Genomic DNA, 23,378 nt, shown 5'->3' on the forward strand with positions numbered 1-23,378 from the left:
CGCCGTCCGCGGCACTGGGCTCCTGCGTCCGCAGGAGCACGGCTCAAGGAGGGTAGATCAGATCCTCATCGAACGCCGTCACCCGCAAGGCGGCTTGTACCTGCGGTGGTTGGACCTGCCGCTTGTCTCTGACGCGCGTGCAGGGTTGCGATCACAGAGGGCCCCGCGAGAGCAACAGCGGCGCCGCTTGCGGCACCATGGATCCCGGGGCGAGCCCGGGATGACGGGTACGGCCGTCCGCCACTTCGGGTAACCACGCGCTACGATCGAATGTTGCCCAAAAGCCGCGCCCGCGGCGGCTTTTCCACCATGATACAACTGCTGGTCGCATCCATGTTGCGGTGCGGCAGGGTTCGTGATGGATTGATGACAATCGGAAGGCACGCGCGTTAAGGGCTGCGTTAACCCTTTTCGCGCATGATCCTCCCGGTTGAAACGCTGGGGCGGGGTACGGATCATGGGTGCCAGAAGGAAGCCGGCCGAGGGCGCGATGACATTGGCCGAGATGAAGGAATTCGCCAGCTTCGCGGCGGCGACGCAGCGCTACGTGCGCCGCAGCCTCGACGTCGGACTCGATCGCGAGGACGCGATGGTGCGCTGGTCGCGCGACGTCGTCGAGGCGGCGAGCATCCGCGCGCAGGCGCATCATTACCGCCGCCTTCCCGCGATCCGCGCGCTGGTACCCGATGACAGCGGGCTCGAGGCGGCCGAGCAATTGCTCGCGCCGTTGATCACGCTCTCCGCCTTCGATCTGGGGCAGGGGCGGATCACCACCTTCTCGGCCTATCGCTTCCTCTACGAGCGGCTGGTCGGCGCGCAGGTGCGGCCGTGGCTGCCCTCGGCCTTCTGCGCCGCGGCGGCGATGCCGCATCTTCACCCCGAGCTGCGCCGCGCGCTGCTCCAGTCGATCAGCGAGGCGGCGGCGACCGCCTCGGGCTGGTCGTCGCGCCAGCCCGCCTTCTTCCCGGCCTGGGTCGAGAAGGTCGACGTCACCGCGCTGCCGCACTGAGGCGCGCCGCGACCGCGTCGGGGGGCGCGGTCGCGAGCGGTGGATCACTCGCCGCGGGTGGCGGCGGGCAGGGGGCTTGGACCGAGGCGGGCCGGATCGCCCGCCTGTCAGCGCGCGCGGGGGCGCGCAGACTTCTCGGGCACGACGATCCGGCGCCGCTCGGCCGCGGCGCGCCGGGTCTCACCGGCACGCGCGCCAGCCGGTCGCGCCGCGCGCGGCCTGGTCGAGGTGCAGATGGTCGCGGTGCGCCGCATTATAGTCGGGCGACAGCACCGTGGCGAAGACGCGACACGCCCCGTCGCGCACCTCGCGCAGGAAGGCGGCCTTGGCCGCCGCGCCGTCCCAGTCGCGCAGCACGCTCACGCGCGTCCCGTCGGCGAGCCGGAAGCCCGCGACGTCGAGCGCGTTGGCGGTGGCATGTTCGCTCCACCCGCCGCTGCTGCGGCCGTACATTCGCCGGCAGGAATAGCTGCCGAGATGCTCGATCCGCACCACGCGCGCGCCGAAGTGGCGCTGCGCCGCGGGGGCGACCACGTCCCATTCCCACAGCGCCAGCGCCGCCGCGACCGGACAGGCGAGCGCGACGCGATCGGGCGCCAGCGCGATGCGCCGCGCGCCGCCCGCCTCCAGCCGCACCGCGGCGTCATAGCCACAGCGCGCCTCGGCGGGGCGTCGCGGCGGCACCGCGACATAGCGGACCCCCGCGCGGTCGAGCAGCGCGGCGCAGCGCGCGGGCGAGTCGCCCAGCGCGGCCAGCTTGCGCCCGGTGAACAGCCCGACGGGCTCGCCGAGGTCGAGCGGGGTCCAGGGCAGGTCCTGCGGCCGCCCGCGCGCGTAGCGCCACGCCAGCAGCGCGGCGGCGGCGAGCAGCGCGAGCAGCACCGCGGTCGCGATCAGTCGCCGCGCCGCGCGCAGCCAGCGCGCCCCTGCGCTCAGCCGCGTCGCGCCGCGTCGACCGGCTCGGCGGTGACGGGATAGCCGAGATCGTCGGGGATGCAGAGGTGGTCGACTCCCGCGCGCGTCTCGATCCATGGCGTGATCCGCCGCAGCGGGGTCGCGCGCGCCTGCGCCACCGCCTCGTCATGGCTGGCAAACTGCGCGAGCCGCTCGAGGTTGCGCCGCGTCGGGAAGATCAGCGTGCGCGTGCCCCGCGCGGCGGCGTCGAGCGTCGCGCGCGCGCTGGCCCATTCCACCCGCACGTTCTCGGTCGCGTCGACCGTCGGCTCGGGCGCCCCCTCCGGCCAGCGCGCGAGATAGAAGAGCGTGTCGAACACGCGCGCGTGGCGTTCCGCGGGGCGCCAGTGCGCGAAGGGGACGAGCCGCTCCAGGTCGAGCGCGGCGCCGTCGAGCGCGGCCGCGAGCGGTGCGCCGGCGCGGAGCCGCTCGCGGATCGCGGCGACGCGGCTCGGATCGGCGAGGCCGATCGCCACGCCCGTCTCCTCGATCGTCTCGCGCACCGCGGCGATCCGCGCGGCGGCCCCATCGCGGTCGCGCGCGCCCAGCGTCGCGGCGAGCGCATGGTCGCCCGGGTCGATCCGCCCGCCCGGGAAGACGGTGGCCCCCGCGGCGAAGGCGAGCCGCGGCGACCGTTCGACCAGCAGCAACTCGGGCGCGGCGCCCGCGCGGTCGCGCATCACGATCAGCGTCGCGGCGGGGATCGCCGCGGGCAAGGCGGCGTCGTCGATCGGGGAGCCGGAAGGCATCACCGCCGCGGCAGCAGACGGCGCGGACGGGATCGGGCGGGTGGTGGAGCTGAGGGGAATCGAACCCCTGACCTCTGCAGTGCGATTGCAGCGCTCTCCCATCTGAGCTACAGCCCCGCCCGCCTTCCCCGGCACCGCCGGGGAGCGCCGCCCTTAGCGGCCCCCGCGGACGCTGGCAACACGAAAACCACGAAAAGGCGACGCCCGCGCGAAATGTCGGGCGCTGGCGAGGCGGTGGCGCGGTGCGACGAGACGCTGGTTGCGCGCCCGCAACGGTCGGAACGAACGGCGCGCTAGATCCTTGTCAGCCTGTCCGCTCGCGACGACGCCAAGCGCCGCGCGACGTGTCACGCAGGAGAAGACTCATGGGCTACGAACGCTATCCGCGCGGTACCAATCCGCAGGGCGACTATTACGGCCGCAGCGAGACTCAGGATTACGGCCGCGACTATGGATCGGGCCGCTACGGCAGCTACTCGAGCGCACGCGATTATCAGGCCGCCGGCGCGTTCGATCGCGACGACGACCGCGGCTCGTCCGGCCGTCGCGACGAGGAGCGCGGCGGCTACGGGCGGCGCGATTATGGTCAGGCGGGCTATGCCCGCGGCTATCGCGACGACGGCCGCGACTATGGTGATCGCGGCTATGGCGAGGGCGGCTTCGGCGACGGTGGCGAGCGCGCGCGCTATGGCGCGGGCTCTTACGGCGGATCGCGCTACGGCCAGGACCGCGAGCGCTTCCAGCGACAGGATTACGGCAACCAGAATTATGGCAGCCGCGACGCCGGGCGGCAGGGTTATGGCCAGCAGGGCTATGGTCAGCAGGGCTATGGCAGCGACTATCACGGCAGCTACGCCTCGGACGGGCGCCGCTTCGAGGATGTCGGCTCCTATCGCCACGCCGACGACGATAATCGTGCGCGCCGCGAGCCGCGCGGGCGCGACTATGGTCGTCAGCCGCAGGGCTATGACTATGACGAGCGCGGGTTCCTCGCCCGCGCGGGCGACGAGGTCCGCAGCTGGTTCGGTGACGAGGACGCCGAGCGCCGCCGCGAGGCCGACAGCCGCTACGACGAGCGCTTCTACCAGCAGCGCGGCGACAGCCATCGCGACGGCGACTATCACAGCTGGCGGTCGAGCCAGATCGCCTCGTTCGACCGCGATTACGACGAATATCGCCAGGAGAACCGCACCAAGTTCCACAATGAGTTCGCGTCGTGGCGCACCGAGCGCCAGGGCCAGCGCGACTCGCTCGACAAGGTGCAGGAGCATGACGAGGTGGTCGGCTCGGACGGCAGCCACGTCGGCACGGTCGACAAGGTGCGCGGCGATCGCATCCTGCTGACCAAGAACGACGCCGACGCGGGTGGCCAGCACCATTCGATCCCGTCGCGCTGGATCCAGTCGGTGGCGGACAAGAAGGTGACGCTGTCCAAGACCGCCGACGAGGCCAAGCAGCACTGGCGCACCGAGGAGAGGAACCAGGCGATGTTCGGCTATGGTGACCGCGGCAGCGACGATCAGCGTCGCCGCGACACCGGGTTGAACCGCGGTACGGGCAGCAGCACGGGCAGCGCCACCGCGGCCGGCACCACCGGGTCGTCGAGCGACGACACGGGCGGGTCGACCAATCTCAACCGGAGCTTCTCGGGCACCTATTGAGCGGTGACCGGGTGAGGCGCGGGCCGGCGGCCCGCGTCGCGCGAGGCCCCGGGCGGCGACGCCCGGGGCCTCGTCGCGTGTAGGCGTTCAGCGCGACAGGCGCGAGGTGCCGCCGGCCCCGGTCAGGCGGCGAGCGCGCGCCGGGGCGCCGCCACCGGGGCCGCGGGCGCCGTGCCCGCCAGCACGAAGCGCGCCACCTCGTGCGTCAGCGTGTCCGCCTCGCCCTCCAGCGCGCGCGCCACCGCGGTGACTTCCTCCACCATCGCGGCATTCTGCTGGGTCACCCCGTCGATCTGGTTGAGCGCGGTGTCGATCTGGTCGAGCCCGCTCGCCTGCGCGCGCGCCGAGGTGGCGATCTCCGCGACCAGCCCGCCGATGTCGCCGATCTGCCCGGTGATGCGGTCGAGCGCCGCGCCGGTCTGGTTGACCAGCCGCACGCTCGCGTCGACCTGCTCCCCGCTCTGCGTGATGCGCTGGCGCACGTCGGTGGCGGCGTCGGCGCAGCGCGCGGCGAGTGCGCGCACCTCGTTGGCGACCACCGCGAAGCCCTTGCCCGCGTCGCCCGCGCGCGCCGCCTCGACGCCGGCGTTGAGCGCGAGCAGGTTGGTCTGGAACGCGATCGCGTCGATCACCGCGATGATGTCGGCGATCTCGCCCGACGCCTGTTCGAGCCGGTTCATCGCCGCCACCGCGTCGCGCACCACCGCGCCGCCGCGCTGGGCCTCGTCATGCACCTGCTCCATCGCCTCGTGCGCCTTGGTCGCGCCGTCGGCGGCCTGGCGCATCGTACCCGCGATCTCGCTCATCGCCGCCGAGGTTTCCTCGAGGCTCGCGGCCTGGTGCTCGGTGCGGCGCGACAGGTCGTCCGACGCTTGGCTCAGCTCGCTGGTATGGCCGTGGACCGCGACGCTGCCGTCGCGGATCGCCGCGATCGCGCCGTGGATCTCGTCGAGCGCGTTGTTGTAATCCTGGCGCAGCCGCTCGTAGCTGGCGGGGAAGGCGCCGTCGATCCGCGCGGTCAGTCGCCCCTCGGCGAGCGCGGCGAGGTGGCGTGCCAGCGTCTCCACCACGTCGCGCTGCTCCTCGTCGGCGCGCGCCTTGGCGATGGCGCCCTCGCGGAACACCTGGACCGATTGGGCCATCGTCCCGATCTCGTCGCCGCGATCGAGCCCGGGGACGGTGAGGTCGAGCGCGCCGCGCGCGAGCTGTTCCATCGCGCCGCGCATCTCGGACAGCGGGCGAAACATGCGCCGCGTCACCGCGAGGCACAGCAGCGCCGCCGCCACCGTCACGATCAGCGCGGCGAGCGCGATGCTGAGCTGGACCTGGTGGAGATCGGCGAGGAAGTCCGCCGCCGGGATGCCGACGTACAGCACGCCGATCACCTTGCCCTGCGCGTCGGTGATCGGGTCATAGGCGGTGAAGAAGGCGGTGCCGAGGATGTCGGCGCGGCCGCGATAGGGCTTGCCGTCGCGCAGCACGGTGTCGCGGACCGGCTGGCTGGTGAGCGTGGTGCCGACCGCGCGGCTGCCGTCCGGATTCTTGACGTTGGTCGCGACGCGCGTGTCGCCGCGGAAGATCGTGGCGGTGCCGCCGACCAGCGCCTTGACGCGATCGACCGACCCATTGTCGCCGTTGAGCGCATGGTCCCCGATCAGCAAGGTGTCGCCGTCGAGCCGCGCGTCCTTGCCGAAGCCGTGGAGCACGTCCCAGGCGACGCGCATGTTCGCTTCCTGGCGCTCGGTGGCGCGGTGCTCGGCATTGGCGCCGAGGATCGTCGCGGTCACCCCGGCGGTGACCAGGGCCAGCATGCCCAGCGACAGCACGATCAACATCGTCACCTTGGCGGACAGGCTGCGGCCCGCCAGCGTCTTCGCCACCATTCGCATCAATCAACCCGATCTTGATTCACCATGGGCGCGCCGCGCCCTCACACCGGGTTCCTGAGCGAAAATACTTAAATTACAGCTACCAAGTTCGGGGCGCGGGCGTCCGTCCCTGGCACGCCGCGTTCGGCGATCTCTTGCCGGTGTCGAGCGAAAACGGCTACCGCGCTAACATGCCTAATGATTCTGTCCCGTCCGATCCGGCCAACCGCGACGACGTCGATCCCACGGGGCTCGCCGCCGGCAAACAGGCCGAGGGCACGATGGACACCGGCGCCAACGAGCCGATCGAGCGCAGCGGTCTGCATCACTGGCGCGAGAGCACGATCACCGATCCCGATCTGAACGACCGCGGCGGCGTCTTCTTCGCCGCGATCGAGATGACGCGGATGCCGATGATCCTCACCGATCCCAACCTGGACGACAATCCCATCGTCTTCGCCAACAAGGCGTTCCTCGACCTGACCGGCTACGAGGAAGAGGAGATCCTCGGGCGCAACTGTCGCTTCCTCCAGGGCTCGCAGACCGATCGCAACGCGGTGGCGGAGCTGCGCCACGCGGTCGAGAACAAGTCCGCGGTGGCGCTCGAACTGCTCAACTATCGCCGCGACGGCACACCCTTCTGGAACGCGGTGTTCGTCGGCCCGGTCTATGACACCGGCGGGACGCTGCGCTATTTCTTCGCCAGTCAGCTCGACGTCACGCGCCGGCGCAACACCGAGCAATCCTACCGCCAGGCACAGAAGATGGAGTCGATCGGCCAGCTCACCGCGGGGCTGGCGCACGACTTCAACAACCTGCTCCAGGTGGTCAACGGCAACCTCGAGCTGGTCGCCACCGCCAAGGATCCCGCGCGCGCACAGCGCTACGTCGCCGCGGCGCAGTCGGCGGCCGAGCGCGGCGCCAAGCTGACGCGCCAATTGCTCGCCTTCGCGCGCAAGACCCGGCTGGAGCCGCGCCCGCTCGACCTGACCCAGCTCGTCTCCGAGTTCAGCGACCTGATCGAGAGCTCGGTCAACAAGCAGGTCGAGATCCATCTCAGCCTGCGCCGCGGGCTCGCGCCGGTGGTGGTCGATCCCGACCAGCTCGAGATGGCGCTGCTCAACATCGTCAACAACGCGCGCGACGCCATGCCCGAGGGCGGGCTGGTGACGATTGCGACCCGCCCGCTCAAGCTGGAGGCGACCGAGGGCGGCGATGGCGCGGGCGGCACCGCGATGCGCGACGGGGTCGAACTGGCCGCGGGCGACTATGTCGTGCTCGAGGTGCAGGACGAGGGGCATGGCATGGCCCCCGAGGTGATCGAGCGCGCCGCCGAGCCCTTCTTCACCACCAAGGGCGTGGGCAGCGGCACCGGACTGGGGCTGGCGATGGCGAGCGGCTTCGTGCGCCAGTCGGGCGGGCGGCTCGAGATCGAGAGCCAGCCGGGGCAGGGCACCACCGTGCGCATGCTGTTCCCCAGCGGTCGCCGCGAGCAGCGCGAGCCCGCTACGGTCGAGGAGCATGTGCCCGCCGGCGCCATCGTCGACACGGGCGAGGCGCGGCATATCCTGGTGGTGGAGGACAGCGAGGAAGTGCTGGCGATCGCGCGCGAGATCCTGGAGAGCGCGGGCTATCACGTTTCCACCGCGATGAACGGCGAGCAGGCGCTGCGCCTGTTCGAGGCGACCCATCCGAGCGATCGCATCGACCTGCTGTTCACCGATCTGGTCATGCCCGGCGGCATGAACGGGCTGGTGCTGGCGGACGCGGTGGTGGAGCGCGATCCCTCGGTGTCGGTGCTGATGACCACGGGCTACAACGAGGAGCTGGTGATCAACGGCCCGCGCGCGCGCGCCACCGACGTGCTGAGCAAGCCCTATCGCCGCACCGAATTGCTCGATCGTGTCAGCCAGGCGCTCAACCGGCGCGGCGAGCGCGGTGAGCGGCGGCGGCGATCGGACTTCGGCGCCGCGCAGATGTGATCCGGGCGCGGATCTTGTGAAGTTTACTTAATCGCGATCAATATAAATTGGGACAGGTGTGTCACCGGCGAGTGGAAAGCCGGTGCGGCAAGCTACCGCGACGGGGCGCGTAACGGTGGCATCGGCGTCGCTACACGACCAACCTTGATGGTTGCTTCCGCGCCACCGATGATTTTCCCGCAGCTTACCCGAAGTGGGAAAAATCGTCGCCGAGGCGGCGGCGTTGCTATGGTTTCGTAAACTCTCGGTGCGATTACCGCGCGATGACGCCGGAATCGTCCACCGCCGACAGGATCGATCGCGAGCGCCAGCGCCTCGAGGCGCTGGCGCGTCTCCAGATCCTCGACACGCCGCCCGAGGCAATGTTCGACGAGATCACGCGGGTCGCCGCGCTCGCGCTCGGCGCGCAGCATAGCGCGGTAACGTTGATCGACGACCGGCGTGCCTGGTTCAAGTCGCACCACGCCTTCCCCGCCGGTGAAGTGGAGCGCGACGATTCGTTCTGCCGCCTGACTTTGGGGTCGCGCGACCTGCTCGTCATCCCCGACCTGGCCGGCGACGACCGCTTCGTCGATCATCCGATGGTGTGCGGCGAGCTCGGGCTGCGGTTCTACGCGGGCGCACCGCTGGTCAGCGCGGACGGCCATCATCTCGGCGCGTTGTGCGTGCTCGACACGCGGCGGCGCGCCGGCCTGTCGCTGGGCGAGCGCCAGATCCTGCGCGGGCTCGCCGCCACCGTCGTGGAGCTGATCGAGGCGCGCCGGTTGCGCACCGTGGGCGCGATCGCGAGCCAGGTGGTGGAGAGCGCGCCCAACGCGGTGATCTGCACCGATCACGACGGCACGATCCTGTTCGCCAATACGCGGGCTGCGTCGATGTTCGGCATCGCGCTCGACGCGCTGCTCGGCGCCGCGGTGGCGCGCTTCATCCCGGGCTGGGACGAGGCGACCCGTGCCGCGGCGGAGAATGGCGGACGGCTCGCCGGCCAGCCGCTGGAGGCGCGCCGCGCCTCGGGCGAAGGGGTGCCGGTCGAGCTGACGCTCGGGCGCTGCGGCTTCGGCGCGCCCTCGGGCTATGCGGTGATCGTCAGCGACGATCGCGCGCGCCGAGCGCTGGAGCGCGAGAACGAGGCGGCGCAGGCGTTTCTCGAGGCGGTGATCGAGCATCTGCCCGCGATGCTGTTCGTCAAGGATGCGGCGACCGGACGCTACCTGCTCACCAACCGCGCCGGCGAGCAACTGTCCGGACGCCCGCGCGAGGAACTGATCGGCCGCACCGCGCGCGAGCTCTACCCCTGGCTGGGCGATCATTACGAGGCGCAGGACCGCGCCGCGCTCGCCAACCCCGACGAGGCGCAGCGGTTCGAGAACGACTTCATCCGCTGCGACGGAACCCGGGTGAGCCTGCGCACGACGCGGATGGTGCTCGACGGGCCGGACCGGCCGCGGCAATATATCCTGGGCCTGTCCGAGGACGTCACCGAGGTACGCCGCGCCGAGGCCGAGGTGCTCAAGCTGGCGCATTTCGACTCGCTCACGGGGCTGGTCAACCGCCACAGCTACGTCGATCGGCTCAACGATCTGGTCGCCGCGGGCACCAGCTTCGCGCTGCTCGCGGTCGACCTCGACCGGTTCAAGTCGGTCAACGATCAGTTCGGCCATGTCGTCGGCGACCTGGTGCTGGCGCAGGTGGGCGAGCGGTTGCAGGGGCTCGTCACCGCGACCGACCTGGTCGCGCGCGTCGGCGGCGACGAGTTCGTGATCCTGCTGATCGAGGATGATCCCGCGGCGCGCGCGCGCGGTGTCGCCGAGGCGACGGTGGCGGCGCTGGCACAGCCGTTCGTCACCGCGATGGGCACCGCGTTCCTGGGCGCGAGCGTCGGCATCGTGCTCGCGCCGTCGCACGCCGCGACCACCGCCGAGCTGCGCCACTGCGGCGATCTCGCGCTGTATCGCGCCAAGGCGACGCCGCATGCCTCGATCTGCCTCTACCATCCCGCGATGGAGGCGGCGGCGCGCGACCGCCGCGCGCTGGAGATCGACCTGCGCGACGCGCTCGCGCGCGGCGAGATCACGCTCCACTATCAGCCGGTGCTCAAGGTCGACACGGGCGAGATCGTCACCGTCGAGGCACTGGCGCGCTGGACCCATCCGACGCGCGGGCCGGTGCGTCCCGACGTGTTCATCGCCATCGCGGAGGAGAGCGGGCTGATCGTCCCGCTCGGCGCCGCGCTGCTGCGCCAGGCGTGCCGCGACGCGATGGGCTGGCCCGACCGGATCAGCGTCGCGGTCAACCTGTCGCCGATCCAGTTCCACGCCGGTGACGTCTACACGACGGTGATGGACGCGCTGGCCGTGACCGGATTGCCGCCGCACCGCCTCAAGCTGGAGATCACCGAGGGCGTGCTGATCCGCGACGTCGAGCGGACCTTCGTCGAGCTGGAGCGGCTGCGTGCGCAGGGGATCAAGATCCTGATGGACGATTTCGGCACGGGCTATTCCTCGCTGAGCTATTTCGAGCGCTTCCCGTTCGACAAGGTGAAGATCGACCAATCGTTCGTGCGCGGGCTGGACAGCACGCGCGCGGCGGGGGCGATCATCAAGGCGATCGTCGGGCTGGGCGAGGCGCTGGGGATCAGCATCGTCGCCGAAGGCGTGGAGACCTGCGCGCAGCGCGACGCGCTGGTGCTGGCGGGCTGCACGCACCTCCAGGGCTATCTGTTCAGCCGCCCCGTCAGCGCGGAGCGGATCGCCGCGCTCACCGGCCCCGGCGGTCCGCGCGACCTGCGCGCGATCGCGGCGTAGCGCACGGGGCGGCGCGGGATTCGATTTCGCGCCGCGCGGGCCGAATTTGATCGTGCCGATGCCACGCTCCGTCGCGTGGTGCGCCTATGATGGGGCGTGACCCGCCGTCGCGGCGGGTGGGGACGGGCATGGACGAGTGGATCAGGCCGTGGCGGCGCTATGCCGAGACGCACGGGCGCGCCTCGCGGCGCGAGTATCTCGCCTTTCACGCGGGCGCGGCGCTGGTCCTCGCGGTCGCGGTGGTCGTGGCGCATCTGGCCGAGGACGCCGCCGCCTGGCTGATCGCGACGCTGCGGCTCGGTGAGAGCAACGCCGCGGCGCTGCTGCTGTTCGCGCTGATGCTGCTGCCGCTGCTGGTGGCGTTGCTGCTGCTGATACCGAGCCTCGCGGTCAGCCTGCGCCGGCTCCGCGATCTCGGGCGCTCGCCGCGCTGGCTCGTGCTGCTCGCGCTGCCGTTCGGCGGGATCGCGCTGGCCCTCGCGCTCGCGCTGCTGCCGAGCCCGCGCGGTGCGGCCCCGACCGCGACCGCGGCGGCGTGACACCGGTCGGCGCACCGCGAGCGCCACACTCCCCCTGCGCATCCGATGAGAGGGAAGCCATGATCGACTATCTCACGCGACCGTTCCGGCTCTACGCGTCGTTCGGCGGGCGCTCGACGCGGCGCGAATATTGGCTGTTCGTTCTGGTCGTGCTCGCCGGACTGGTTGTGGCGGGCGCGCTGATGGAGGTCGGCCGCGCGCCGGGGAGCAAGGATCCCAGCACGTTGGGCATCGCGGCGGCCGCGCTGTGGCTGTGCGCCATGCTGCTGCCCGGGCTCGCGGTGCGGGTGCGGCGGCTGCACGACTTCGATCTGTCGGGCTGGTGGGTGATCGCGACGCTGGTGCCGTTCATCGGCTTCCTCGTCGCCATCTTCATCGGGCTGCGCGCGGGCGAAGCGACCGAGAACCGCTTCGGCCCCGACCCGCGCCGCGTCGCCGGCTGAGCGCGGGTCAGGCGCCCGCGTCGGTCAGGCGCGCGCGCTGCTCGGGCGACAGCGTCAGCGTCATCGCGCCGAGCAGGTCTTCCGCCTGCGCGGCCGAGGTGGCGCTGGCGATCGGCGCGGTGACGCCCGGCTGCGCGATCAGCCAGGCGAGCGACACCTGCGCCAGCGTCGCACCCGTCTCCGCCGCGACCGCGTCGAGCGCGGACAGGATCGCGGCGCCATTGCCCTCGAGCAGCTCGGCCATCTGCCCGCCGCGCACGCTCTTCGTCAGATCGTCGCGGGTGCGGTATTTGCCGGTCAGGAAGCCGCGCGCGAGCCCGAGATAGGGCAGCACGCCGATATTCTCGGTGACGCAATAATCCTGCAGCTCGCCCTCGAACCTGTGGCGGCTGACCAGATTATATTCGGGCTGGAGCACCTGATAGTGCGGCAGTCCGGCGGCGCGGGCGCCCTCCACCGCCGATTTGAGCCGCGCCGCGTGGAAGTTGGAGGCGCCGAGCACGCGCACCTTGCCCGCCTCGACCAGTCGCGCGAACGCGTCGGCGACCGCCTCCTGCGGCTGCGTCTCGTCGTCGCGGTGCGCGTAATAGAGGTCGATGCGGTCGGTGCCGAGCCGGCGCAGCGACGCCTCGCACGCCGCCGCGATCCGCGCGGGGGCCAGCCCCTCGCCTCCTTCGCCGGGGAGCATCCCCATCTTGGTGGCGATCAGCACGCGGTCGCGCTGGCCGCTCGCGCGCAGCCACTCGCCGATCAACGTCTCCGACTCGCCGCCGCTATGGCCGTCGACCCAGGCGGAATAAGCGTCGGCGGTGTCGATCATCGTGCCCCCGCCCGCGACGAAGGCGTCGAGCACCGCGAAGCTGGCGGCGCGGTCGGCGGTCCAGCCGAACACGTTGCCGCCGAGCACCAGCGGCGCGATCTTGAGGTCGGAGGCGCCGAGGCGGCGAAGGTCGGTCATGATGTCATCTCGGACGGGCGACCGCCGCCGCCACGCGGGCGCGCGGCGGCGGTCTCGGTCAGGCTTAGCGGTCGCGCAGGCTCTCGCCGGCGCGCACCATCGCGTTGCCGGTGGCGTCGGCGGCGCGGTCGCCCGAGTTGCTCAGCGCGGCACCGGTGCGGTCGAGGCTGTTCTCGGCCGAGTTGAGCGCGCGATCGGTCGCGGCATCGACGTCGTCGACCGCGTTGGAGGTGGTGGCGGCGGTGTCCGCGGCGATCGTGTTCGCGGCGGCGGCGGACTGGTCCTGCGCCTTCTCGCTGCAGGCGGCGAGCCCCAGCGCGGTGGTGGCGGCGAGGGCGGCGATCAGCGTGCGCTTCATGGACATATCTCCCCTGTCGTTACGCCGGCACAATAGCCGGGGGTGGGGCGCGAACGCGGCAGCAGGGGGAAAGGGTCCAAAGGAGGGGGCGGGTCCAAGCGAAGGGAGGGGGCGCTACTCCCTCCCCTTCAGGGGAGGGCCGGGGTGGGGCCTGTCCACGAGCGCGGCATTCGCGGAGAGCCCCCACCCCCGACCCCTCCCCTGAAGGGGAGGGGAGATGAACGCGTTTGCTCCCCCGCCATCCATCGTTTGACCTCATATAAAGATATCTTTATATCTGCTCGCCGGATGAAACACGCCCTCGCCATCTTCAGCGCGCTCGCCGACTCCTCACGGCTGCGCATCGTCGCGCTGCTCGGCGCGATGGAGCTGTCGGTCGGCGAGCTGGCGCAGGTGCTGGGGCAGAGCCAGCCGCGCGTGTCGCGCCACGTCAAGATCCTGTGCGACGCCGGTCTGGCCGAGCGGCGCAAGGAGGGCAGCTGGGTGTTCGTCGCGCTCGGCGACCGCGCGCGGCTCGGGCCGGTGCTGGCCGCGCTCGACTCGCTCGGCGTCACCGAGGAGGCCGCGGCGGACCTCGCGCGGCTGGCGGCGGTGCGCGCCGACCGCGCCGCGGCGGCGGCGGGCTGGTTCGAGGCGAACGCCGCCGAGTGGGACGCGATCCGATCGCTCCACGTCGCCGAGGAGCAGGTCGAGGCGGCGATGCGCGACGTGCTCGCCGACGCGCCGCTCGGGCGGCTGATCGACATCGGCACCGGCACCGGGCGGATGATCGAGCTGTTCGCGCCCGCCGCCACGCACGCGCTGGGGATCGACAAGAGCAGCGAGATGCTGCGGCTGGCGCGCGCCAAGCTGGGCGAGCAGGGGCTCGCCAACGCCGAGCTGCGCCAGGCCGATCTCTACGCGCTGCCGCTCGGCGACGGCGCGGCGGACGTCGCGATCCTGCACCACGTGCTGCATTTCGCGCAGCAGCCCGGCGCCGCGATCGCCGAGGCGGCGCGCGTGCTGGCGACGGGCGGGCGGCTGCTGATCGCGGACTTCGCGCCGCACGACCGCGAGGAGCTGCGCGCGCGCGACGCGCACACGCGGCTGGGCTTCGCCGACGCGCAGATCGAGCGCTGGTTCGCCGCCGCCGGGCTGCTGCCGGCGCGGACCGAGACGCTCGAGGGCGGCGAACTGACGGTGAAATTGTGGCTCGGCCGGAAGGCCGGCGAGCCGTGGCGAGAGGTGAAGGCGGCATGACATTCTCGGTCAACCAGCTCGAGGAGGCGCGCCGCGCCTTGGACGCGCCGCTCTACGCCGACGTCGGCGGCGACGTGGACGTCAGCTTCGAATTCTCGCCGCCCAAGAGCGAGAAGTCGGAGGAGACGCTGTGGCAGTCGATCGAGACGCTCTGCCCGCTTGGGCCGCGCTTCCTCTCGGTCACCTATGGCGCGGGCGGGTCGACGCGTGACCGCACCCACGCCACCGTCGCGCGGATCGCGCGCGAGACCGCCGTGCCCGCCGCGGCGCACCTCACCTGCGTCGAGGCGACGCGCGAGGAGATCGACGCGGTCGCGCAGGAATATTGGGCCGCGGGGGTGCGCCACATCGTGGCGCTGCGCGGCGACCCGCCCGCGGGCGCGGCGGACTATGCGCCGCACCCCGGCGGCTATGAGAATGCCGCCGCGCTGGTGGCGGGGCTGCGCCGGCTCCATCCGTTCGAGATCTCGGTGGCGGCCTATCCCGAATGCCACCCCAGCTCGGCCGATCTCGCCGGCGACCTCGACAATCTCAAGCGCAAGCTCGACGCCGGCGCCAACCGCGCGATCACGCAGTTCTTCTTCGAGGCGGAGACCTTCTTCCGCTACCGCGACGCGGCGGCGGCGGCGGGGATCACGGCCGAGATCGTGCCCGGCATCATGCCGATCGGCAGCTTCGCGGGGGTGCAGCGGATGGCGGCGATGTGCCGCACCGACGTGCCGGGCTGGCTGGTGCGGCTGTTCGAGGGACTCGACGACCTGCCCGCCGCGCGCCAGCTGGTGGCGGCGACGGTGGCCGCCGAGCTGTGCCGCAAGCTCTACGCCGGCGGGGTCAAGCAGCTCCACTTCTACACGATGAACAAGGCCGAGCTGAGCTACGCGATCTGCCACCTGCTGGGCGTGCGGGCGGCACCGCGGCGAGCGGTAGCGGCGGCGTGACCTTCGAGCCTCCACTGCAAGGCGGGGCTGTTGCTTATGGCTCGGCGCGCACCGAACGCTTGTGCCCCACCGTCATCCCGGCCTTGAGCCGGGATCCATGGCTCCGCGGGAACGATGGCTCGGGCGTGCGCGGCACCATGGATCCCGGCTCAAGGCCGGGATGACGGACCAGGTCTGATGCGCGGAAGCTGCACGAATTGACTTACGCGATACTCCTCCCCGCCACGCGGGGAGGATCGGAGATTGAGATGACCCCACGTGACACCTTCCTCGCCGAGGCGGCGAAGCGGATCCTGATCACCGACGGCGCCTTCGGCACCGAGATCCAGAACTGGAAGCTCTCCGAGGCGGACTATGCCGGCGCGCTGACGCTGGGCCACGACCAGAAGGGCAACAACGACATCCTCGCGCTGACCAAGCCCGAGGTGCCCGAGTCGATCCACCGCGCCTATTTCGCGGCGGGCGCGGACATCGCCGAGACCAACACCTTCTCCGCCAACCGCATCAGCCAGGCCGATTACGGCGCCGAGGGGCTGGTGCGCGAGATCAACGTCGAGAGCGCGCGCCTCGCCCGCCGCCTCGCCGACGAGTTTCAGGCGAAGGATGGCCGCCCGCGCTTCGTCGCCGGCGCGATCGGGCCGACCAACAAGACGCTGTCGCTCAGCCCCGACGTCAACGATCCGGGCTATCGCGAGATCGACTTCGATTACCTCAAGGACGTCTACCGCGAGCAGATCGACGCCTTGGTCGAGGGCGGCGCCGACTTCGTGCTGATCGAGACGGTGTTCGACACGCTCAACGCCAAGGCCGGCGTCATGGCGGCGATCGAGGCGGGCGAGGCGCTCGGGCGCGACCTGCCGATCATGCTGTCGATGACGCTGACCGACCTCTCCGGGCGCAACCTCTCGGGGCATACGGTGGAGGCGTTCTGGCACGCGATCCGTCATGCCAGGCCGCTGACGATCGGGCTCAACTGCTCGTTCGGCGCGGAGCAGCTGCGCCCGCACGTGCGCACGCTGAGCGGCATCTGCGACACGCTGATCATGGTCTATCCCAACGCCGGCCTGCCCAACGAGCTCGGCGCCTATGACGAGGCGCCCGCGACCACCGCGGGGCTGGTGGCGGAATGGGCCGAGGCGGGGCAGGTCAACGTGCTGGGCGGCTGCTGCGGCTCGACCCCGGCGCATATCGCCGCGATCGCCGAGCGCGTCCGCGGCGTCGCCCCGCGCGCGATCCCCGCGCCGCCGGTGCAGACGCGGCTCGCCGGGCTGGAGCCGTTCACCATGGCGGCGTGACGGGCTAAGGGGGGCGGCGCCGCAGCCGCGCCCTCAATCCTCCCCGGCACGGGGAGGGGGACCGCTCGCCGCAGGCGAGTGGTGGAGGGGGCTCTCCACGCACGCTATACTCGGTAGGTTGCGACGCGCCCCATCAAGATGACCGCCGCGGAGGGGGCTCTCCACCGGCGCCAGCCTACGCGGAGAGCCCCCTCCACCCCGCGCTGCGCGCGCGGTCCCCCTCCCCGCGAGCGGGGAGGATTTGAGAGAATGACATGACCGCTTCCTCCACCCGCTTCGTCAACGTCGGCGAGCGCACCAACGTCACCGGTTCGGCGGCGTTCAAGAAGATGATCATGGCGGGTGACTACACCCGCGCGGTCGAGGTCGCGCGCCAGCAGGTCGAGAACGGCGCGCAGGTGGTCGACGTCAACATGGACGAGGGGCTGCTCGACGCGCACCACGCCATGACCACCTTCCTCAAGCTGATCGCCGCCGAGCCCGATATCGCGCGCGTGCCGATCATGATCGACAGCTCGAAGTGGAGCGTGATCGAGGCCGGGCTCAAGTGCGTGTCGGGCAAGCCGATCGTCAACTCGATCAGCATGAAGGAGGGCGAGGAGCAGTTCCTCCACCACGCCCGGCTGTGCCGCAACTACGGCGCCGCGGTGGTGGTGATGGCGTTCGACGAGGTCGGCCAGGCCGACACGCAGGCGCGCAAGGTCGAGATCTGCGCGCGCGCCTATGACCTGCTCACCGGCATCGGCTTCCCGCCCGAGGACATCATCTTCGATCCCAACGTGTTCGCGGTGGCGACCGGGATCGAGGAGCATAACAATTACGCGGTCGATTTCATCGAGGCGTGCCGCGAGATCAAGGCGCGCTGCCCGCACGTCCATATCTCGGGCGGGCTCTCCAACCTGAGCTTCTCGTTCCGCGGCAACGAGCCGGTGCGCCGCGCGATGCACTCGGTGTTCCTGTACCACGCCATCCCCGCGGGCATGGACATGGCGATCGTCAACGCCGGCCAGCTCGACGTGTACGACGCGATCGACCCCGAGCTGCGCACCGCCTGCGAGGACGTCATCCTCAACCGCGACCCCGAGGCGGGCGAGCGGCTGGTCGCGCTGGCCGAGCGCTTCCGCGGCACTGACGCGGTGGCCGAGAAGGCGGCGCAGGAGTGGCGCGGCTGGGACGTGGTCAAGCGGCTCGAGCACGCGCTGGTGAAGGGGATCGACGCGCACGTCGTCGACGACACCGAGGAGGCGCGCGCCGAGATCGCGGCGCGCGGCGGCCGCCCGATCGAGGTGATCGAGGGCCCGCTGATGCAGGGCATGAACGTGGTCGGCGACCTGTTCGGCTCGGGCAAGATGTTCCTGCCGCAGGTGGTGAAGAGCGCGCGCGTGATGAAGAAGGCGGTGGCGCACCTGCTGCCGTACATCGAAGCGGAGAAGGCCGCGGGCGGCGCCGAGCAGCGCGGCAAGGGCCGGATGGTGATCGCCACGGTGAAGGGCGACGTCCACGACATCGGCAAGAACATCGTCGGCGTCGTGCTCCAGTGCAACGGCTTCGAGGTGATCGACCTCGGCGTGATGGTGCCCTGGTCCAAGATCCTCGAGACCGCGCGCGCGCAGGACGCCGACATGATCGGCCTCTCCGGCCTGATCACCCCCTCGCTCGACGAGATGGTGACGGTGGCGGAGGAGATGCAGCGCGCCGGCATGACGATGCCGCTGATGATCGGCGGCGCGACCACCTCCAAGGTCCATACCGCGCTGCGCATCGCGCCGGCGTACACCGGACCGGTGGTGCACGTGCTCGACGCCAGCCGCGCGGTCGGGGTCGCCACCGCGCTGGTGTCGGAGACGCAGGCGGAGGGCTTCGTCGCCGGCGTCGCCGCGGAATATCAGGCGGTGCGCGACGCGCGCGAGGGCAAGGGCGCCAACGCGCTGCTGCCGCTGGAGGAAGCGCGCAAGCGCGGCTTCGCGGCGGACATGGCGCTCAAGGCGCCCCCGGCGAAGAAGCCCGGCGTCCATGTCTACGACGCCTGGGACCTCGCCGATCTCGCCGACTACATCGACTGGACGCCCTTCTTCCGCGCCTGGGAGCTGGCGGGCAATTACCCCGCGATCCTCGACGACGCGGTGGTGGGCGAGAGCGCGCGCTCGCTCTACGCCGACGCGCGTGCGATGCTCGACCGCATCGTCGCGGAGAAGTGGCTGACCGCGCGCGGCGTCGCCGGGCTGTGGCCGTGCCACCGCCACGACGACGACGTCTGGGTCTATGACCGCCACAGCGTCGACACGCGGACGCCCGACGGTGGCGGCGTGCCCGCCGGGCTCAACCTGCCCGACCTCGACCGCCGCAACGAACATTCGACGCGGCTGCCGTTCCTGCGCCAGCAGATCGCCAAGCGCGAGGGGCGGGCGAACATGTGCCTCGCCGACTTCGTCGACCCCGCGGGCGACTGGATCGGTGGCTTCGCGGTCGGCATCCACGGCATCGACGCGCATCTCGCGCGCTACAAGCAGGACAACGACGACTATAACGACATCCTGCTCAAGGCGCTCGCGGACCGGCTGGCGGAGGCGTTCGCCGAGCGGCTCCACGCGCACGTCCGCACCGATCTGTGGGGCTATGCCCCCGACGAGCAGCTTACCAACGAGGCGATGATCCGCGAGCAATATCGCGGCATCCGCCCCGCGCCGGGCTATCCCGCCTGCCCCGAGCACAGCCTCAAGCGCACGTTGTTCGACCTGCTCGAGGCGGAGAAGAACGTCGGGCTGGAGCTGACCGAGAGCTACGCCATGCTGCCGACCGCGGCGGTGAGCGGCTTCTATTTCGGCCACGCCCAGGCGGAATATTTCGGCGTGGCGCGGATCGGCGAGGACCAGGTCGCGGACTATGCGCAGCGGCTCGGCGTCGACGTGCGGCAGGCGACGCGGCTGCTGCGGCCCAATCTCGACTGAGAACCGCGCCAGCATGAGTAACCCGAACGGCGTCGTCCGACGTCGTCGCCGGCGATCCTCCTATCCTTTCCCTAAAGCCAATCGGGCGGTGAAGGGGGAAGGTATATGTCGGTCAACGGGGTGCGGAGTGCGCGCGGGTTGCTGCTGCTGGGCAGCGCGCTGGGCAGCATCGCCGCCACGGCGGCGGCGCAGGGCCATGCGTTCGATCCGATAACGATGCCGGCGCAGGGCCGTGCGTCCGACCCGATCACGATGCCGGCGCAGGGCCATGCGTCCGATCCGATAACGAGGCCGGCGATCATCATCTCGCAACCGGGCACGCCGGATAGCGCGCTGGACCCGTCCGACGTCAACGGCGTCGGCCAGATGGTCGTGGATCTCGGCGGCGGCTATCTCGGCCTCTGCACCGGCACCCTGATCAACCCGCGCACGGTCCTGTTCGCCGCGCATTGCGTCAACGAGAGCATGGCGGGCGGGGCGCAGGATCCCTCCGGCTATGGCACGAATGCGGGTCAGATACCGATCGCATTCGGGTTCAAGGCGGACAATCGCCGGGCCGCGTGGATCTGGTCGGGCTCGGGGAGCGGTCGTCACCGCACCGACACGACCAACGCCATCTATAACGTCAACCAGGTCGCCTATGATGCCGACTCGCTCAGGCTGGGGCTCGATCAGAACTTCTATCAGGCGGATGTCGCGGTGGCATCGCTGGACACGCCGGCCAAAGGCATTCCCACCTGGGCGTTGCTGTTCTCGCCGTTGCCGGCGCCCGGCGCCATCAGCGAGGATGACGGCACCGGCTATCACGTGACGATCACCGGTTACGGGCACAATGGCACCGGGATCACTGGATCCGTCGGCCCGATCGATTTTCGTCGCCGCGTCGCCGAGAACATGATCGGGATGCTGGGTTCGTTGGACGATCTGGACGTCGGCCTGTCCAATCCGCTCTCCGGCCTGCGGCAGCCGCTGTACCTTCTCGACTTCGACGATCCCCGGCGCGGCACGGACGCGGCCGATCCTGCCGATTACAACCTGACCAAGGACCGCGCGCTCCCCAAGGAGGGCATGATCGGACAGGGTGACTCCGGCGGCCCGCTGATCCTCGACCGGACCTTCGACGAGAAGGTGGTGATCGGCGTCCTCTCCGGGTTCCGCTATTATTCGGCGCAGCAGCTCGGCGGCTATGGCAACCTCGCCTTCTACCAGCCGCTCTATCTCTACTGGGACTTCATCGCCGCGAACAATCCCTATCGCTATGTCGGCGCCACTGGCGGCGACGGCAAATGGAGCGACCCCGCGCATTGGCAGACGCTGGTCGATCCAGCCTATCGCGTGATCGTGAACGGCAAGCTGGTCAATGGCGTGCCCACGACCGCCGGCGCCGGGATCGACGGGCGCGGCGGCAGTTTCGGCCAGGCGTGCGACCAGGAACCCGCCAACGGCTATGACGTCTGTTTCGACGTGAAAACACGGCGTTACTACGTCGGCGGCGTTGAACGGCCCGACCTGGGGACGCCGCCGGCGGACCAGGCGCCGGCGCCGGCTGCGCTCCCCGCGCCGACGCTCGCCAACGGCCTGCCCGGAGCGACCGGCTTCGTACCCGACAACATCGATCCCGATCCGGCCGCCCACCGCGCCGCGCGCTATTTCGACGTCACGCTGTCCGCCGCGGGCACCACGACGCTCGACACCGCCGCCACGATCGACAAGTTCACCGTCGCGGGCAGCGGGGCGCGCTTATCGGTCGCGGCGGCGGGCCGGCTGACGAGCCTGATCGAGATCGACCAGCTGTCGGGCTTCGTTCATGTCGACGGTCTCGTCTCCACGCCCGGTGATTATCTGCTGCTCGCCGGTCAGCTCTCCGGCAGCGGTCGGATCGACACGCCGTATCTCACCAGCGTCTCGGGCGTGATCGCGCCCGGGAAGGTTGGCACGATCGGGACGCTCCAGATCGGCGGCAACCTCATTCTCGCATCGAAGAACGTGCTGCTGGTCGACGTGGGCGCGAAAGGCGCCAGCGACCGGCTCTCGATCAGCGGCGTCGCCGATCTGGGCGGAACCGTCGCGCTAGCGCCGGTCGCGGGGCAGCGGATCCGGGCCGGGGACACCTACACCTTCCTCACCGCCGACGGCGGGTTCGCGCATGACGACGGCGGGCGCATCCACCATTTCGCCGCGGCGACGCCGCTGAGCGCGATCCTCACCCCCGTCCTGCTGTACGGCGACACGTCGGTGAGCGCGCGGATCGACGCCGGTCGCTACGCCGACGTGGTCGCCCCCACGCGCGCGCAGCGGGCCTATGCCGGGCTGCTCGATCGCGAGCGCGCGCGGCAGCAGCAGGCGCTCTCGGGGATCTACGACGTGCTCGACCTGCAGGACGCGCCGACGATCCGCCGCACGCTCGACGGGCTCGCGCCGCGCGCCGAGGGGCTCGACCGTGCCTTGGGCGCGCTCGCGCTCGACAATATGGCGCGCTTCTATCGCGCGCGGCTGGGTGCGGCCGATCCGCGCGCGGTGACCGACGGACAGCTCACGCTGGCCGGCGACCCGGTCCAGCTCGCCGCCGCCGAGCTGACGCGGCTGCCCGGGCAGCCGCCCGTCGCGAGCGACACCGCGGCCGTGACGACGCGCGCCGCCGCGCTGCCCGAGGACGTCGCGGGCTATGTCGCTGCGGGCTATCTCGACGGCAGCGCCACGCCGACTCCCAGCGCGCTCGGACGCCGCGGGCGCGACCCGATCTCCGGCTGGTATCTGGTCGGCGGGCTCGAGACGCGGGTGAGCGACGCGGCGCTGGTCGGGCTCGGGCTCTCCTACACGCGCGCGACCGGCACCACCGCGCTCGCCGGGCAGGGGGCTCGCGGCGAATTGTACCAGGGCACGCTCTACGGCAAGCTGGTGGGGGCAAGCGGGCTCTACCTCGACACGCAGGACAGCGCCGGATTGTGGCTCCACAGCACGCGCCGTGCCGCGGACCTCGCGGGTAGCCTGTCGACGTTGCGCAGCCGTGATCGCGCGCTGGCGATTTCGGCCGAGGTGGGAGCCGGCCGGGACTCGACGCTGGGGACGTTGCGGTTCGGGCCGCGCGTCGCGCTGCGCGCGAGCCAGATCGATCTCGGCACCAGCTTCGAGACGGGCGGGCCTGCCGCGCTGCGGCTCGACCGGCATCGCTACACCAGCGTGCAGGCACGGGCCGGGGTGCAACTCGCGGGAGCGGGCACGGTGCGGCCGTGGGGATCGCTCTATGCCGTCCATGATTTCCGCGATCCGACGCCGCTGCTCGACGCCAATTTCGCCGCGGGGCTCGGCCCCGACGCGCGGTTCGCGCTGCCGGGTCGCGACCGCGACTGGGGCGAGTTGGGTGCGGGCATCGCGGTGGACAGCGGGTCGGCGACGCTCTCGCTCGGCGCGGACACCACGCTGCGTCGTCGCGACGTGCGCGATCGTGCCTACCGCGCCTCGGTGCGGCTGCGCTTCTGAGCGCGGCGGTGGCCCTCCGTCATGCCGGCACGACGCCGGGATGTCGGAGGGAGGTACCGCCATCGCGCGCGCGCGGCGTCGCCGTCGCGCGGTTCGACGGCGACCATATAGATAATTGATCCCGGTCGCTCGCGCGGCGGGAACGTTCCGCCG

16 protein-coding genes and 1 tRNA gene are annotated in these 23,378 nt (G+C 71.2%); 11 read left to right on the forward strand and 6 right to left on the reverse strand.

All coding sequences use genetic code 11. From position 1 onward, the window contains the following. The first annotated feature begins 457 nt into the window (after positions 1 to 457). A complete protein-coding gene (locus EV292_RS14730; RefSeq protein ID WP_132909985.1) occupies positions 458 to 1,009 on the forward strand; it encodes a hypothetical protein in 552 nt (183 codons plus the stop codon). A gap of 180 nt (positions 1,010 to 1,189) precedes the next feature. On the opposite strand, the gene EV292_RS14735 is transcribed toward EV292_RS14730, so the two are convergent. From EV292_RS14735 to EV292_RS14745, 3 genes are all read right to left on the reverse strand, one after another. After that, positions 1,190 to 1,891: an extensin family protein gene (locus tag EV292_RS14735; RefSeq protein WP_243693793.1), complete on the reverse strand. Its 702-nt coding sequence runs from the start codon at positions 1,889 to 1,891 to the stop codon at positions 1,190 to 1,192. Between the two features lie 50 nt (positions 1,892 to 1,941). After that, positions 1,942 to 2,712, reverse strand: coding sequence for an NUDIX domain-containing protein (locus EV292_RS14740; RefSeq protein WP_132909987.1), 771 nt, complete (start codon positions 2,710 to 2,712; stop codon positions 1,942 to 1,944). A 41-nt stretch (positions 2,713 to 2,753) separates the two neighbouring features. Next, positions 2,754 to 2,829, reverse strand: a tRNA-Ala gene (locus EV292_RS14745). Positions 2,830 to 3,077: 248 nt separating this feature from the next. Between EV292_RS14745 and EV292_RS14750 the strand changes: the two genes are divergently transcribed. Next, entirely contained in the window at positions 3,078 to 4,373 is a 1,296-nt protein-coding gene (locus EV292_RS14750) for a DUF2171 domain-containing protein (protein ID WP_132909988.1), read from the forward strand. A gap of 122 nt (positions 4,374 to 4,495) precedes the next feature. Here EV292_RS14750 and EV292_RS14755 read toward each other — a convergent pair whose 3' ends face one another. Continuing rightward, positions 4,496 to 6,253: a methyl-accepting chemotaxis protein gene (locus tag EV292_RS14755; protein ID WP_165927125.1), complete on the reverse strand. Its 1,758-nt coding sequence runs from the start codon at positions 6,251 to 6,253 to the stop codon at positions 4,496 to 4,498. Positions 6,254 to 6,432: 179 nt separating this feature from the next. Here EV292_RS14755 and EV292_RS14760 point away from each other — a divergent pair, with 179 nt between their 5' ends. The 4 genes from EV292_RS14760 (at position 6,433) to EV292_RS14775 (ending at position 12,009) form a co-directional block, all read left to right on the forward strand. Continuing rightward, positions 6,433 to 8,223: a histidine kinase famiy protein gene (locus tag EV292_RS14760; protein ID WP_207913438.1), complete on the forward strand. Its 1,791-nt coding sequence runs from the start codon at positions 6,433 to 6,435 to the stop codon at positions 8,221 to 8,223. Between the two features lie 263 nt (positions 8,224 to 8,486). After that, positions 8,487 to 11,027, forward strand: a complete 2,541-nt coding sequence (locus EV292_RS14765; protein ID WP_132909990.1) for an EAL domain-containing protein — start codon at positions 8,487 to 8,489, stop codon at positions 11,025 to 11,027. A 128-nt stretch (positions 11,028 to 11,155) separates the two neighbouring features. After that, positions 11,156 to 11,566 (forward strand): DUF805 domain-containing protein, encoded by a 411-nt coding sequence (locus tag EV292_RS14770; protein WP_165927126.1) that lies wholly within the window; start codon positions 11,156 to 11,158, stop codon positions 11,564 to 11,566. Between the two features lie 59 nt (positions 11,567 to 11,625). After that, positions 11,626 to 12,009, forward strand: coding sequence for a DUF805 domain-containing protein (locus tag EV292_RS14775; protein ID WP_243693794.1), 384 nt, complete (start codon positions 11,626 to 11,628; stop codon positions 12,007 to 12,009). 7 nt (positions 12,010 to 12,016) lie between these two features. Here EV292_RS14775 and EV292_RS14780 read toward each other — a convergent pair whose 3' ends face one another. Together EV292_RS14780 and EV292_RS14785 are read right to left on the reverse strand one after the other, a co-directional pair. Next, positions 12,017 to 12,967 (reverse strand): aldo/keto reductase, encoded by a 951-nt coding sequence (locus EV292_RS14780; protein ID WP_132909992.1) that lies wholly within the window; start codon positions 12,965 to 12,967, stop codon positions 12,017 to 12,019. A gap of 64 nt (positions 12,968 to 13,031) precedes the next feature. Further along, positions 13,032 to 13,325 carry a hypothetical protein gene (locus tag EV292_RS14785; protein WP_132909993.1) on the reverse strand — a complete coding sequence of 98 codons (294 nt, stop codon included), beginning with the start codon at positions 13,323 to 13,325 and terminating at the stop codon, positions 13,032 to 13,034. A 288-nt stretch (positions 13,326 to 13,613) separates the two neighbouring features. Here EV292_RS14785 and EV292_RS14790 point away from each other — a divergent pair, with 288 nt between their 5' ends. From EV292_RS14790 to EV292_RS14810, 5 genes are all read left to right on the forward strand, one after another. Next, positions 13,614 to 14,564, forward strand: a complete 951-nt coding sequence (locus EV292_RS14790; RefSeq protein WP_132909994.1) for a metalloregulator ArsR/SmtB family transcription factor — start codon at positions 13,614 to 13,616, stop codon at positions 14,562 to 14,564. Further along, positions 14,561 to 15,502, forward strand: coding sequence for a methylenetetrahydrofolate reductase [NAD(P)H] (gene metF, locus EV292_RS14795; RefSeq protein ID WP_132909995.1), 942 nt, complete (start codon positions 14,561 to 14,563; stop codon positions 15,500 to 15,502). The genes EV292_RS14790 and metF overlap by 4 nt, the downstream gene beginning before the upstream one ends. A 248-nt stretch (positions 15,503 to 15,750) precedes the next feature. After that, positions 15,751 to 16,797 (forward strand): homocysteine S-methyltransferase family protein, encoded by a 1,047-nt coding sequence (locus tag EV292_RS14800; RefSeq protein ID WP_132909996.1) that lies wholly within the window; start codon positions 15,751 to 15,753, stop codon positions 16,795 to 16,797. Between the two features lie 254 nt (positions 16,798 to 17,051). Then, positions 17,052 to 19,745 carry a methionine synthase gene (metH, locus tag EV292_RS14805; protein WP_132909997.1) on the forward strand — a complete coding sequence of 898 codons (2,694 nt, stop codon included), beginning with the start codon at positions 17,052 to 17,054 and terminating at the stop codon, positions 19,743 to 19,745. A 105-nt stretch (positions 19,746 to 19,850) separates the two neighbouring features. Next, complete coding sequence (locus EV292_RS14810) at positions 19,851 to 23,225, forward strand: autotransporter domain-containing protein (protein ID WP_243693795.1); 3,375 nt, start codon at positions 19,851 to 19,853, stop codon at positions 23,223 to 23,225. Positions 23,226 to 23,378 lie beyond the last annotated feature (153 nt).

Origin of the sequence: Sphingomonas sp. BK235 (assembly GCF_004345855.1) — a bacterium.
Taxonomy (GTDB): domain Bacteria; phylum Pseudomonadota; class Alphaproteobacteria; order Sphingomonadales; family Sphingomonadaceae; genus Sphingomonas.

Coding starts and splice junctions, on each gene's coding strand:
- EV292_RS14810 (WP_243693795.1), top strand. CDS start 19,851: ATGTCGGTCAACGGGGTGCGGAGTGCGCGCGGGTTGCTGCTGCTGGGC.
- EV292_RS14765 (WP_132909990.1), top strand. CDS start 8,487: ATGACGCCGGAATCGTCCACCGCCGACAGGATCGATCGCGAGCGCCAG.
- EV292_RS14790 (WP_132909994.1), top strand. CDS start 13,614: ATGAAACACGCCCTCGCCATCTTCAGCGCGCTCGCCGACTCCTCACGG.
- EV292_RS14730 (WP_132909985.1), top strand. CDS start 458: ATGGGTGCCAGAAGGAAGCCGGCCGAGGGCGCGATGACATTGGCCGAG.
- EV292_RS14760 (WP_207913438.1), top strand. CDS start 6,433: ATGCCTAATGATTCTGTCCCGTCCGATCCGGCCAACCGCGACGACGTC.
- EV292_RS14785 (WP_132909993.1), bottom strand. CDS start 13,325: ATGAAGCGCACGCTGATCGCCGCCCTCGCCGCCACCACCGCGCTGGGG.
- EV292_RS14740 (WP_132909987.1), bottom strand. CDS start 2,712: ATGCCTTCCGGCTCCCCGATCGACGACGCCGCCTTGCCCGCGGCGATC.
- metH (WP_132909997.1), top strand. CDS start 17,052: ATGACCGCTTCCTCCACCCGCTTCGTCAACGTCGGCGAGCGCACCAAC.
- EV292_RS14775 (WP_243693794.1), top strand. CDS start 11,626: ATGATCGACTATCTCACGCGACCGTTCCGGCTCTACGCGTCGTTCGGC.
- metF (WP_132909995.1), top strand. CDS start 14,561: ATGACATTCTCGGTCAACCAGCTCGAGGAGGCGCGCCGCGCCTTGGAC.
- EV292_RS14770 (WP_165927126.1), top strand. CDS start 11,156: ATGGACGAGTGGATCAGGCCGTGGCGGCGCTATGCCGAGACGCACGGG.
- EV292_RS14750 (WP_132909988.1), top strand. CDS start 3,078: ATGGGCTACGAACGCTATCCGCGCGGTACCAATCCGCAGGGCGACTAT.
- EV292_RS14800 (WP_132909996.1), top strand. CDS start 15,751: ATGACCCCACGTGACACCTTCCTCGCCGAGGCGGCGAAGCGGATCCTG.
- EV292_RS14780 (WP_132909992.1), bottom strand. CDS start 12,967: ATGACCGACCTTCGCCGCCTCGGCGCCTCCGACCTCAAGATCGCGCCG.